This window comes from Pseudomonas sp. C5pp (genome assembly GCF_000814065.1).
In the GTDB taxonomy this organism is placed as follows: domain Bacteria; phylum Pseudomonadota; class Gammaproteobacteria; order Pseudomonadales; family Pseudomonadaceae; genus Aquipseudomonas; species Aquipseudomonas asiatica.
Genome location: NZ_JWLN01000002.1, coordinates 82263 through 94371, shown reverse-complemented (window position 1 = coordinate 94371; position 12109 = coordinate 82263). Strand labels below are relative to the sequence as shown.

Annotated in this window: 12 protein-coding genes; 10 read left to right on the top strand and 2 right to left on the bottom strand. The window is 63.1% G+C overall.

Annotated elements, in window-relative coordinates; translation table 11 throughout:
- Positions 1-10 precede the first annotated feature (10 nt).
- Positions 11-1003: an ArsR/SmtB family transcription factor gene (locus tag RR51_RS01990; RefSeq protein ID WP_015272059.1), complete on the bottom strand. Its 993-nt coding sequence runs from the start codon at positions 1001-1003 to the stop codon at positions 11-13.
- A gap of 229 nt (positions 1004-1232) precedes the next feature.
- Between RR51_RS01990 and tkt the strand changes: the two genes are divergently transcribed.
- The 9 genes from tkt to RR51_RS01945 all read left to right on the top strand — a co-directional run bounded on the left by tkt (position 1233) and on the right by RR51_RS01945 (position 10626).
- Positions 1233-3230 carry a transketolase gene (gene tkt / locus RR51_RS01985; RefSeq protein ID WP_039612474.1) on the top strand — a complete coding sequence of 666 codons (1998 nt, stop codon included), beginning with the start codon at positions 1233-1235 and terminating at the stop codon, positions 3228-3230.
- A gap of 150 nt (positions 3231-3380) precedes the next feature.
- On the top strand, positions 3381-4442 hold the full coding sequence (epd, locus tag RR51_RS01980) for an erythrose-4-phosphate dehydrogenase (protein ID WP_013974502.1): 1062 nt from the start codon (positions 3381-3383) through the stop codon (positions 4440-4442).
- Positions 4443-4454: 12 nt separating this feature from the next.
- Entirely contained in the window at positions 4455-5618 is a 1164-nt protein-coding gene (locus RR51_RS01975) for a phosphoglycerate kinase (RefSeq protein WP_013974501.1), read from the top strand.
- Entirely contained in the window at positions 5618-5869 is a 252-nt protein-coding gene (locus RR51_RS01970; protein WP_003257743.1) for a hypothetical protein, read from the top strand. The genes RR51_RS01975 and RR51_RS01970 overlap by 1 nt, the downstream gene beginning before the upstream one ends.
- Before the next feature lie 63 nt (positions 5870-5932).
- Positions 5933-6262: an MliC family protein gene (locus RR51_RS01965; RefSeq protein WP_013974499.1), complete on the top strand. Its 330-nt coding sequence runs from the start codon at positions 5933-5935 to the stop codon at positions 6260-6262.
- A gap of 100 nt (positions 6263-6362) precedes the next feature.
- Positions 6363-7427 (top strand): class II fructose-bisphosphate aldolase, encoded by a 1065-nt coding sequence (gene fba / locus RR51_RS01960; protein ID WP_003259623.1) that lies wholly within the window; start codon positions 6363-6365, stop codon positions 7425-7427.
- Positions 7428-7650: 223 nt separating this feature from the next.
- Positions 7651-9777: a putative bifunctional diguanylate cyclase/phosphodiesterase gene (locus RR51_RS01955; RefSeq protein ID WP_039612473.1), complete on the top strand. Its 2127-nt coding sequence runs from the start codon at positions 7651-7653 to the stop codon at positions 9775-9777.
- Positions 9778-9816: 39 nt separating this feature from the next.
- Positions 9817-10317 carry a M48 metallopeptidase family protein gene (locus RR51_RS01950; protein WP_003259625.1) on the top strand — a complete coding sequence of 167 codons (501 nt, stop codon included), beginning with the start codon at positions 9817-9819 and terminating at the stop codon, positions 10315-10317.
- Positions 10318-10329: 12 nt separating this feature from the next.
- Entirely contained in the window at positions 10330-10626 is a 297-nt protein-coding gene (locus RR51_RS01945) for a winged helix-turn-helix domain-containing protein (RefSeq protein ID WP_013974495.1), read from the top strand.
- Between the two features lie 32 nt (positions 10627-10658).
- On the opposite strand, the gene RR51_RS01940 is transcribed toward RR51_RS01945, so the two are convergent.
- Entirely contained in the window at positions 10659-11111 is a 453-nt protein-coding gene (locus tag RR51_RS01940) for a GNAT family N-acetyltransferase (RefSeq protein ID WP_039612472.1), read from the bottom strand.
- A gap of 155 nt (positions 11112-11266) precedes the next feature.
- Here RR51_RS01940 and RR51_RS01935 point away from each other — a divergent pair, with 155 nt between their 5' ends.
- Positions 11267-12004: a substrate-binding periplasmic protein gene (locus RR51_RS01935; RefSeq protein ID WP_039612471.1), complete on the top strand. Its 738-nt coding sequence runs from the start codon at positions 11267-11269 to the stop codon at positions 12002-12004.
- Positions 12005-12109: the final 105 nt, after the last annotated feature.

The window sequence follows — 12109 nt, the reverse complement described above, 5'->3', positions numbered from 1 at the left end:
TTCCTGAAATTTACCGATGGTGTATGTCGCCAGCCGTCCGCTGGAAATGGCGGACCTGGATCTGGAAACCGTTACGCAAGCCCACGTACAGGCTGTCCCCGGGGGCCAGCCCGGCGTCGTTGGCCCAACGGGCCAGGTCGTCCTGTTCGAAGCCAAGCCACAGGTCGCCGCAGGCTTCGCGCGCCCACCCCTGGTCATGGCTGCACAGTTCGGTTACCAGCAGGCTGCCGCCTGCCTTCACCCGTTTGGCCAGCTGGCGCAAGGCCAGGGCCGGGTCGCTGAAATGGTGCAGCACCATGTTCAGCACAACGCAGTCGGCGGCCACATCCGTTGCACCCAGTGCATCGGCCAACTGCAGGTTCACGTTGTCGAGCCCTTCGCGCTGGCACACCTGGCGCGCCAGTTCGAGCATGGTCGGGCTGTTGTCCAGGGCGGTGACCTGGGCGAAGCGCCGGGCCAGGTCGGGCAGGAAGCCACCGTCACCGGGGCCGACCTCCAGGGCGCTGGCGGCCGGGTCGAAATTCAGTTTGTCGAGCAGCGCCAGCAGGCTTTCGCGGTACTGCGGCAGGCCGGCGATCAGGTCTTGCTGGGCGCGGAACTTCTCTTCCACGCGCAGGAAGAAGTCCTGGCTGGTGGCTGCGCGGCGTTGCTGCACCTGGGCAATGCGCGCCTGCACGTCAGGCGGAAGAGTCAGGTCGTCCACCTCTTCGAGCAGCGCCGCGTGCAGTCGACCTCCCAGGCGCAAGCTGTCGGGCAGGGCGCGGCGGTAGAAGATGGCATTGCCCTCGCGGCGGGTCGCCACCAGCTCGGCCTGGGCCAATACTTTAAGGTGGTGGCTCATGCCCGACTGGCCCACGTCGAAGATCTGCGCCAGCTCCAGCACGCCGAACGAGTCGTTGGCCAGGGCGCGCAATACGTTCAGGCGCAACTCGTCGCCACTGGCTTTGCACAGGGCAGCCAATGCTTCGCGTTGCTCGGGGATCGATTGCGCACGGAGGTTCATGGTGCGGCAGTCTAGACAGGCATCGTTGCCCTAGCAAGGGCAATATCAAAAAGTTTTGATATTGAGTGATGAGTGGGGTGGTTCTCCCGGTTTTACCCCGAATTGAATGCCAATCGCAGGAAAATCCCCCGACTGCGACCATACGTCATTGCCCCAAGCCCCCCCAGTGGGCGAAAATGGCCGCCTTTTTTCGTGACACCACCTATTCAAGCCCCCCAGGAGATCAGCGATGCCCAGCCGTCGTGAACGTGCCAACGCCATTCGTGCCCTCAGCATGGATGCCGTGCAAAAGGCCAACAGCGGCCACCCAGGTGCCCCCATGGGCATGGCGGATATCGCCGAAGTGCTTTGGCGCGACTATCTGAAGCACAACCCGAGCAACCCGAGTTTCGCCGACCGTGACCGCTTCGTACTGTCCAACGGCCACGGTTCGATGCTGATCTACTCGCTGCTGCACTTGACCGGCTACGACGTCACCATCGATGACATCAAAGGCTTCCGCCAGCTGCACAGCCGCACCCCGGGCCACCCGGAATACGGCTACACCCCAGGCGTCGAGACCACCACCGGCCCGCTCGGCCAGGGTATCGCCAACGCCGTGGGCTTCGCCCTGGCCGAAAAAGTGCTCGCTGCCCAGTTCAACCGTGACGGCCACAACATCGTCGACCACAACACCTACGTGTTCCTCGGCGACGGCTGCATGATGGAAGGTATCTCCCACGAAGTCGCCTCGCTGGCCGGCACCCTGGGCCTGAACAAGCTGATCGCCTTCTACGACGACAACGGCATTTCCATCGACGGCGAAGTGCACGGCTGGTTCACCGACAACACCCCGGCGCGCTTCGAAGCGTACAACTGGCAGGTGATCCGCAACGTCGACGGCCATGACGCCGACGAGATCAAGACCGCCATCGAGACCGCCCGCAAGAGCGATCGCCCGACCCTGATCTGCTGCAAGACCATCATTGGTTTCGGCTCGCCGAACAAGCAGGGCAAGGAAGACTGCCACGGCGCACCGCTGGGCAACGACGAAATTGCCCTGGCTCGCAAGGAACTGAACTGGAACCACGGCCCGTTCGAAATCCCGGCCGAGATCTACGCCGAGTGGGACGCCAAGGCTGCCGGTGCCAAGGCCGAAGCCGAATGGAACCAGCGCTTCGACGCCTACGCCAAGGCCTACCCGGAGCTGGCTGCCGAGTTCAAGCGCCGAGCCGCCGGTGACCTGCCTGCCGATTTCAGCGAGAAAGCCCAGGCCTACATCAACGAAGTGGCCGCCAAGGGCGAGACCATCGCCAGCCGCAAGGCCAGCCAGAACGCCCTGAATGCCTTCGGCCCGCTGCTGCCGGAGTTCCTCGGCGGTTCGGCAGACCTGGCCGGTTCCAACCTGACCCTGTGGAAGGGTTGCAAGGGTGTCGAAGCCAACGACGCCAGCGGCAACTACGTGTTCTACGGCGTTCGCGAGTTCGGCATGACCGCCATCATGAACGGCGTTGCCCTGCACGGTGGCCTGGTGCCTTACGGCGCGACCTTCCTGATGTTCATGGAATACGCCCGCAACGCCGTGCGCATGTCGGCACTGATGAAGCAGCGCGTGATCCACGTCTACACCCACGACTCCATCGGCCTGGGCGAAGACGGCCCGACTCACCAGCCGATCGAGCAGCTGACCAGCCTGCGCAGCACGCCGAACCTGGACACCTGGCGCCCAGCCGACGCGGTGGAATCCGCCGTGTCCTGGAAAAGCGCCTTGGAGCGCAAGGACGGCCCTTCGGCGCTGATCTTCTCGCGCCAGAATCTGCAGCACCAGGACCGCGACGCCCAGCAGATCGCCGACATCAGCCGCGGCGGCTACGTGCTCAAGGACTGCGCCGGCGAGCCTGAGCTGATCCTGATCGCCACCGGTTCCGAAGTGGGCCTGGCTGTTCAGGCGCACGCCAAGCTGACCGAACAAGGCCGCAAGGTGCGCGTGGTTTCCATGCCGTGCACCAGCGTGTTCGATGCCCAGGACGCTGCCTACAAGCAGTCCGTGCTGCCGCTGGAAGTGGGTGCGCGTATCGCCATCGAGGCCGCTCACGCCGACTTCTGGTACAAGTACGTCGGCCTGGAAGGTCGTATCATCGGCATGACCACCTACGGTGAGTCGGCGCCGGCTTCGGCACTGTTCGAAGAGTTCGGCTTCACCCTGGAGAACATCCTCGGTACTGCCGAAGAGCTGCTGGAAGACTGATACAAGGAAGGCGAGGGCCTTTGGCCCTCGTTCGCGGCACAAGGCCGCTCCTACAGGGTATTGCGTACGCCGTCCCCTGTAGGAGCGGCCTTGTGCCGCGAATGGGCTGCGCAGCGGCCCCGTTCAACTGCCGGAGTTCAAGAGCTACCTATGCCCCACCTGCGTCCCTACAAAGTTGCACTCAACGGTTATGGCCGTATCGGCCGCTGTGTCCTGCGCGCGCTGTTCGAGCGGGGGGCAAAGGCCGGTTTCGAGATCGTCGCGCTGAACGACCTGGCCGACCAGGCCAGCCTTGAATACCTGACACGCTTCGACTCCACCCATGGGCGCTTCCCCGGTGAGGTGAAGGTCGATGGCGACTGTCTGCATATCAATGGCGACTGCGTGAAGGTGATGCGCAGTGCCACCCCCGAAGGCATCGACTGGGCCGCCCTGGACATCGACCTGGTGCTGGAGTGCTCCGGCGCCTACCACACCCGTGCCGATGGCCAGCGCTTCCTCGACGCCGGCGCGCCTCGGGTGCTGTTCTCGCAGCCGATGGCCAGCGAGGCCGACGTAGATGCTACGGTGGTCTACGGCGTCAACCAGGCCTGCCTGACCGGCAACGAACGCCTGGTGTCCAACGCATCGTGCACCACCAACTGCGGCGTGCCGCTGCTGCGTGTGCTGGACCAGGCATTCGGCATCGAGTACGTGCAGATCACCACCATCCACTCGGCGATGAACGACCAGCCGGTGATCGACGCCTACCACCACGAAGACCTGCGCCGCACGCGTTCGGCCTTCCAGTCGGTGATCCCGGTGTCCACTGGTCTGGCGCGTGGCATCGAGCGCCTGCTTCCGGAACTTGCCGGGCGAATCCAGGCCAAAGCGGTACGCGTACCGACCGTCAACGTCTCGTGCCTGGATATCACCCTGCAGACCGCTCGCGATACCAGCGCGGCCGAAGTCAACCGGGTGCTGCGCGAGGCGGCGCTGGAAGGCCCGCTCAAAGGCTTGCTGGCCTACACCGAGTTGCCCCACGCCAGCTGTGATTTCAACCATGACCCGCATTCGGCGATCGTCGATGCCAGCCAGACCCGTGTTTCCGGCCCTCGCCTGGTGAACCTGCTGGCCTGGTTCGACAACGAATGGGGGTTCGCCAACCGTATGCTCGACGTTGCCGAACACTATCTGCACGTCGTCCACCCAACCCGCAACAAACAGCCCTGAAGGACTGCATTCATGACCGTGTTGAAGATGACCGACCTCGACCTGCAAGGTAAGCGCGTACTGATCCGCGAAGACCTCAACGTGCCTGTGAAGGACGGTGTGGTAGCCAGCGACGCGCGTATCCTGGCAGCGCTGCCGACCATCAAGCTGGCCCTGGAGAAGGGTGCAGCGGTAATGGTCTGCTCGCACCTGGGCCGCCCGACCGAGGGTGAATTCTCCGCCGAGAACAGCCTCAAGCCGGTCGCCGACTACCTGAGCAAGGCCTTGGGCCGCGACGTGCCGCTGGTTGCCGACTACCTGGACGGTGTCGAGGTCAAGGCTGGTGACCTGGTGCTGTTCGAGAACGTGCGCTTCAACAAGGGCGAGAAGAAGAACGCCGACGAGCTGGCGCAGAAATACGCCGCCCTGTGCGACGTGTTCGTCATGGACGCTTTCGGTACTGCCCACCGTGCCGAAGGTTCGACCCATGGTGTTGCCAAGTTTGCCAAGGTCGCTGCTGCTGGCCCTCTGCTGGCAGCCGAGCTGGATGCCCTGGGCAAGGCCTTGAAGGCCCCGGCCAAGCCGATGGCGGCCATCGTTGCCGGTTCCAAGGTCTCCACCAAGCTGGATGTGCTGAACAGCCTGAGCTCGGTGTGCGACCAGCTGATCGTCGGTGGTGGCATCGCCAACACCTTCCTGGCCGCAGCCGGCCACCCGGTAGGCAAGTCGCTGTACGAGCCTGACCTGGTCGATACCGCCAAGGCCATCGCTGCCAAGGTCAGCGTGCCTCTGCCGGTCGATGTCGTGGTTGCCAAGGAGTTCGCCGAGAGCGCCGAAGCCACCGTCAAGGCCATTGCCGACGTTGCCGCTGACGACATGATCCTGGACATCGGCCCGCAAACCGCAGCCCACTTCGCGGAGCTGCTGAAGTCGTCGAAGACCATCCTGTGGAACGGCCCGGTCGGCGTGTTCGAGTTCGACCAGTTCGGTAACGGCACCAAGGTGCTGGCCAAGGCCATCGCCGACAGCGCCGCGTTCTCCATCGCAGGTGGCGGTGACACCCTGGCTGCCATCGACAAATATGGCGTTGGCGCCGATATCTCCTACATTTCTACCGGCGGTGGCGCCTTCCTCGAGTTCGTCGAGGGCAAGGTACTGCCGGCCGTGGCGATCCTGGAAGAGCGGGCCAAGGCCTGATGACGTCGGCGCTTGGCAAAGGGAGCGGCCTGATGGTCAAGCAATTGCCTGTGATGATGCTGGCTGGCCTGCTGAGCGCATGCGCCGGCAGCCCGGCCTCGGATACCGACCCGGCGCAGCCGCCAAAGGGCGGTTGCTACCAGTCCGAGTGGCAGGCCGAGACCGTGCCGGTAATCAGCAAGCGCGTGGGCCCGGAGGGCCTGGAAAAGTACGACGAAGACCACCAGCGCAAGGCGCCTGGTTGCCCTTGAAACCGGCATTTCGTCGGGTCGGGCAACCAAGCGGCCGCTGCATGGTCATCTAGAGGATATGTAATGAAAGCGCTTTTGGCCGTGACGGCCCTGGCGACACTGGCAGGATGCTCGCTGCTGAAGCCGGCGCAACCCGCTCCGGCAGACGACTGGACCCGCTGGGTCTGCGACACTCAGGCTGAAGTGCTGTGGCGCTTCGCTGATGCGCAGCGCGATCAGGTCGATGTGCGCCTTGGTGGCGGCGACCAGGTCTACCGGCTCAAGGCCGAGCCGGGTGCCTCGGGTGCGCTGTACAGCGATGGCATGCTGGCCTTCCATACCAAGGGCGAAGAAGGCCTGGTGTACTGGGTGGCAACCAACGATCTGATTGGGCGGGGCTGCAAGGCACCGTGACTGGCCGGGCCGCGAGGGTGGCCCACACTACTTGAACAGCAACCGCCCCTGCGGCAGGCTTGCACGAAACAAACGACGCTTGTCGGGAGAGAGATACACAATGGCACTCATTAGCATGCGCCAGATGCTGGACCACGCCGCCGAGTTCGGTTACGGCGTACCAGCTTTCAACGTCAACAACCTCGAGCAGATGCGCGCCATCATGGAAGCGGCCGACAAGACCGACTCCCCGGTGATCGTCCAGGCTTCGGCCGGTGCCCGCAAATACGCCGGTGCCCCGTTCCTGCGTCACCTGATCCTGGCGGCCATCGAAGAATTCCCGCATATCCCGGTGTGCATGCACCAGGACCACGGCACCAGCCCTGACGTCTGCCAGCGCTCGATCCAGCTGGGCTTCAGCTCGGTGATGATGGACGGCTCGCTGGGTGAAGATGGCAAGACCCCGACCGACTACGAGTACAACGTTCGCGTTACCCAGCAGACCGTGGCCATGGCGCACGCCTGCGGTGTTTCGGTAGAGGGCGAGCTGGGCTGCCTGGGTTCGCTGGAAACCGGCATGGCCGGTGAAGAAGACGGCATCGGCGCCGAAGGCGTGCTGGACCACAGCCAGATGCTGACCGACCCGGAAGAGGCTGCCGACTTCGTCAAGAAGACCCAGGTCGACGCCCTGGCCATCGCCATCGGTACCAGCCACGGTGCCTACAAGTTCACCAAGCCACCAACCGGTGACGTGCTGGCCATCGACCGCATCAAGGAAATCCACAAGCGCATCCCCAACACCCACCTGGTGATGCACGGTTCGTCCTCGGTGCCGCAAGAGTGGCTGGCGATCATCAACCAGTACGGCGGCGACATCAAGGAAACCTACGGTGTACCGGTCGAGGAAATCGTCGAAGGTATCAAGTACGGCGTGCGCAAGGTCAACATCGACACCGACCTGCGTCTGGCTTCCACTGGTGCCATGCGCCGCCTGATGGCGCAGAACCCGAGCGAGTTCGACCCGCGCAAGTTCTTCGGTGAAACCATCAAGGCCATGCGTGACGTGTGTATCGCTCGTTACGAAGCCTTCGGCACCGCTGGCAATGCCTCGAAGATCAAGCCGATCTCCCTGGAAGGCATGTACCAGCGCTACCTGAAAGGTGAGCTGGCCGCCAAGATCAACTGATCTTCTGGTATTGATGAAAAAGCCCGCAGCGATGCGGGTTTTTTCATTTTTGGGTGTTAGAACTTTGCGCGGGCACATATTCCCGGCAAAGCGACCGTTAGTCGGCTACCGTATAGTTGAGGCACTGATAGCGTTCTGATTGCATTGCGTGTTATCCGCTCAGGTCTAGAGTACTAGTGGATCCAACCGTATCTTGAAGTCGGTCACATAATAGAGAAGCAGCATGGATGGCGCTCAACCTCACCCTCAGCCACTGGATGGCAACTCGGTTCTTCTGGTGGTAGACGATTACCCCGAAAACCTCATCAGCATGCGGGCATTGCTAGCCCGTCAGGATTGGCAGGTGTTGACGGCAAACTCGGGGATGGAAGCCCTGGGTGCTTTGCTTGAACACGATGTCGACCTGGTGCTGCTGGATGTACAGATGCCGGAGATGGACGGCTTCGAAGTCGCCCGACTGATGCGCGGCAGCCAGCGCACCCGGCTGACCCCGATCATTTTCCTCACCGCCAATGAACAGTCCGAAGCGGCCGTGCTCAAGGGTTACGCCAGTGGCGCCGTGGACTACATGTTCAAACCGTTCGACCCGCAAATTCTCAAGCCCAAGGTCCAGGCCCTGCTCGACCAGCAGCGCAATCGGCGCATGCTGCAGCGCCTGACCCGTGAGCTGGAAACGGCCAGGGCGTTCAACGCGTCGATCCTGGAGAATGCTGCCGAAGGCATTCTGGTGGTGGATGCCCAAGGCATCATCAGCTTTGCCAACCCGGCCATTTCCCGTTTGTTGTCAGCGCCAGTCCAGCAGTTGCAGGGCGCCCATCTGCTCGATTTGGTGCAACTGGCCAGTGCCTGCTTGTGGAACGAGTCGGAGTTCTACCAGGCTTACCTGGGGGGGCGCATCTTCCGTGTTCACGATGCCCAGCTGCGCACCCTTGGCGGGGAGCTGGTGCCGGTGGCGTTGTCCTGTGCTCCACTGCCGGCCGAGCAACAGGCCATGGTAGTCACCGTGCTGGACATGTCGGTGGTGCGCAACCTGCACCAGCAGCTGGAGTACCAGGCCGTCACCGACCCGCTTACCGGCCTGCTCAACCGCCGCGGGTTCTACCAGGCCGCCGAAGGTGCGCTGCTGCGCAACGAGCGCTCGGACAAGGCACAGGCGCTGATGTACATGGATCTGGACGGCTTCAAACGCATAAACGACTCGCTCGGCCACGACGCGGGCGACCGGGTGCTGCACTGGGTGGCCGAACAGCTCAAGGATTGCCTGGGCAGTGAAGCGCTGCTGGCGCGCATGGGCGGGGACGAGTTCACTGCACTGTTCGACAGCCTGCCTTACCCGGAGCAGGCCGGGCGCTATGCCGAGCGGTTGCTGGAACGCATTTCCATCAGCCACCAGGTGGAAGGGCTGGATGTGAGCCTTGGGGTGAGCATTGGCATCGCCACTTATCCGGATTGCGGGGCCAATGTCGAAGGCCTGCTGCGCGCGGCCGATGCGGCGATGTACGCAGCCAAGCAGGCCGGGCGCCAGCAGTATCGCTTCTACGATCAGGAACTCAATGGCAGGGCACGTTCGCGGCTGATGCTCGAGGACAGCGTACGCACGGCCGTGGAGCAGCAAGACTTCACTCTGGTTTATCAACCGCAGGTCGGCTTCATCGATGGCCGCCTGCGTGGCTTCGAGGCCTTGTTGCGCTGGCAGCATCCCAGTGTTGGCGACGTACCGCCGGGGCTGTTCATCCCGTTGCTGGAAGAGGCGCGCTTGATCAACCGCCTGGCCAGCTGGATCTACCGCCAGGGCGCGGCCCAGCGCCAGGCCTGGTGCCAGCGTTTCTCGACGGACCTGGTGCTGGGTATCAGCCTGAGCCGCGCGCAGTTCGCCATGCCCAGCCTGGTAGACGAACTGCACCGGGTCATCCAGCTTTACCAGCTGGACCCGGCGCAGCTGGAAGTGGAAGTGGCGGAAACCTCGCTGATGTACAACATCGATGCGGCGGTGAAACAGATACACCGCTTGCGCGAACTGGGTGTGCGGGTGGCGCTGGATGACTTTGGTGCCGGCGACTGTTCGTTGCGCATGTTGCGCGACCTGCCGATCGATACCCTCAAGCTCGACCGCCACCTGGTGGCGCGCTTGCCCGACTCGGTGGTGGATGCCGCGCTGGTGCGCAGCGTCATCGGCCTATGCCTCGACTACAGCATCACGGTGATCGCCGAGGGGGTGGAAACCCCGGCTCAGGCAGCCTGGCTCAAAGCCAATGGCTGTGAGTACGTGCAGGGGTTCCTGGTGGCTTACCCGATGACCGCTACGGATGCCAGCAGCTTCCCGGCGATTTTCTCCTGGCCGGGGCCATGATTGGCTAGAATCGGCATTCGTTACACCGAATGCAGCGCCATGACCGTATTACGATATTTGCAAGCCTATCCGCCGCACCTGCAGCAGCAAGTGCGGCAGATGATCGACAGCGACCGCCTGGGCGAGTACCTGCAGCGCCGCTACCCCGACCGCCATGACGTGCAGAACGACAAGGCGTTGTACGGCTATGCCCAGGATTTGCGCCAGCAATACCTGCGCAGCGCGCCGAACCTGGACAAGGTGCTGTTCGACAATCGTCTCGACCTGACCCATCGGGCCCTGGGCCTGAATACGGCGATATCAAGGGTGCAGGGCGGCAAGCTCAAGGCGAAGAAGGAAATCCGCATTGCCTCGCTGTTCAAGGAGGCCGCGCCGCAGTTCTTGCGCATGATCGTGGTGCACGAACTGGCACACCTGCGCGAGCGCGACCACAACAAGGCGTTCTACCAGCTCTGCCAGCACATGGAGCCGGACTACCACCAACTGGAATTCGACCTGCGCGTCTACCTGACCTATCGGGAGCTGCCGGGCAACTGTTAAGGACCACGCAGCATGGAAGTGAGCAAGACCAAGAGTAGCTTCTACCGCCGCCTGTACGTGGCCTGGCTGATCGACAGCCAGACCGCGACCAGCGTTCCGGCCCTGATGGAAGCCACCGGCATGCCCCGGCGCACCGCCCAGGACACCATTGCGGCACTAGCCGACCTGGATATCGTCTGCGAGTTCGAACAGCAGGAAGGCGCGCGCAACCACGCCGGGCATTACCGCATTCATGACTGGGGGGCGATCGACAAACAGTGGATCATCCAGCACCTGCGGCAGGTTCGCGAAGTGCTGGGGTATCCCTGATCCACTGCGGGCTGCTTTGCAGCCCGGCGATCTCATCCCTTGCGCATCCCGATATGCGGAATGTCGTCCTCAAGATATTCCTCGCCCACCACAGCGAATCCATGCCGGGCATAGAACGCCTGCAAATGCGCCTGCGCCGACAGATAAACCGGCACCCCCGGCCAGCAATGCTCCGCTGCCTCCAACCCCTTGAGCAGCAAGGTATGCCCCAGCTTCAGCTCGCGCGCCGCAGGTGCAGTCACTACCCGCCCGATCACCACATCCCCTCCTTGGGATTGCGGGTCGAGCAGGCGCAGGTAGGCCACCAGCTTGTCATCCTGCCAGCCCATCAGGTGCAGGGTATCGCCGGTCAGGTCTTGGCCATCGACTTCCTGGTAGGCGCAGCGTTGCTCGACCACGAACACTTCCGTGCGTAACTGCAGAATGGCGTAGAGCTGGTCCTTGCTGAGATCGGTGTGGTGCTTGCAAAGCCAGTCGATGGACATTGGTGCGAACTCCTTGAGTGGACCGTCGATCATCGCATGATGCACGTGCCACGGCCAAAATAGAGGCTAAATGACACTATTGGCCGCTGCCCTCGGCGACGCCTTTGTGTAATCTCATCGGCAGTGTGTGCCCTCCATTGCGAAAGGACGTGAGCATGCGGCCACTGTTTTGTGTGTTGGGATTGCTGGCAATGATGCTTGCAACACCCGCCCTGGGGCGCGAAAAGCTGCGTCTGGTGGCCGACAATTGGCCGCCGTTCACCGATGCCAGCATGCCGGGCGGTGGCCTGGCGACCAGCATCGTCACCACGGCGCTGGCCCGGGCCGGCTACACCAGTGGGGTCGAAGAGGCACCTTGGGCGCGGGCTCTGCTGGGGGTGAGCGAGGGGCGTTACGACGTGCTGATCAACGCCTGGTACAACGACTCGCGCGCCAGCATCGGGCAGTTTTCCGAAGCCTACCTGGTCAACCGCATTCGCCTGTTGCAACGCAAGGGCGAGGCGTTTCGCTACAAGCGCCAGTCAGATTTGTACCCCTACAGCATCGCTGTGGTGCGTGATTACGCCTATTCCCCCGCGTTCGACCGCGACACTCGCCTGCACAAGGTGGCGGTGCGCAACTTTCCCTCTGCGGTACGCATGCTGGCGGCGGGGCGGGTGGACCTGGCGGTGGAAGACGAGTACGTGGCTCGTTACAACTTGCAGCGCGAGCTGCCGGAGGTACGCGATGGGGTGATGCTGGTGGAGCCGCCGTTGGGAGAGAACACCCTGCATATCCTGGTCAGCCTGAAAAACCCGGAGCATGCGCGGATCGTCGAGCGGTTCGAGCAGGCGATTGCGGCGATGAAGGCGGATGGCAGCTATGCGCGGCTCATGCGCCAGCATGGCTTCTGATCTATATCGCCTGTGCCGGCCTCTTCGCGGGTAAACCCGCTCCCACAGGTATCTCACAGGACTTGAGATTTGTGATGTTCCTGTGGGAGCGGGTTTACCCGCGAA

Bases quoted from the DNA above. Each gene is read 5' to 3' on its own strand.
- RR51_RS01965 (WP_013974499.1), top strand. From the start codon at position 5,933: ATGAAAGCGCTTTTGGCCGTGACGGCCCTGGCGACACTGGCAGGATGC.
- RR51_RS01935 (WP_039612471.1), top strand. From the start codon at position 11,267: ATGCGGCCACTGTTTTGTGTGTTGGGATTGCTGGCAATGATGCTTGCA.
- RR51_RS01945 (WP_013974495.1), top strand. From the start codon at position 10,330: ATGGAAGTGAGCAAGACCAAGAGTAGCTTCTACCGCCGCCTGTACGTG.
- epd (WP_013974502.1), top strand. From the start codon at position 3,381: ATGCCCCACCTGCGTCCCTACAAAGTTGCACTCAACGGTTATGGCCGT.
- RR51_RS01975 (WP_013974501.1), top strand. From the start codon at position 4,455: ATGACCGTGTTGAAGATGACCGACCTCGACCTGCAAGGTAAGCGCGTA.
- RR51_RS01940 (WP_039612472.1), bottom strand. From the start codon at position 11,111: ATGTCCATCGACTGGCTTTGCAAGCACCACACCGATCTCAGCAAGGAC.
- RR51_RS01970 (WP_003257743.1), top strand. From the start codon at position 5,618: ATGACGTCGGCGCTTGGCAAAGGGAGCGGCCTGATGGTCAAGCAATTG.
- RR51_RS01950 (WP_003259625.1), top strand. From the start codon at position 9,817: ATGACCGTATTACGATATTTGCAAGCCTATCCGCCGCACCTGCAGCAG.
- RR51_RS01955 (WP_039612473.1), top strand. From the start codon at position 7,651: ATGGATGGCGCTCAACCTCACCCTCAGCCACTGGATGGCAACTCGGTT.
- fba (WP_003259623.1), top strand. From the start codon at position 6,363: ATGGCACTCATTAGCATGCGCCAGATGCTGGACCACGCCGCCGAGTTC.
- tkt (WP_039612474.1), top strand. From the start codon at position 1,233: ATGCCCAGCCGTCGTGAACGTGCCAACGCCATTCGTGCCCTCAGCATG.
- RR51_RS01990 (WP_015272059.1), bottom strand. From the start codon at position 1,003: ATGAACCTCCGTGCGCAATCGATCCCCGAGCAACGCGAAGCATTGGCT.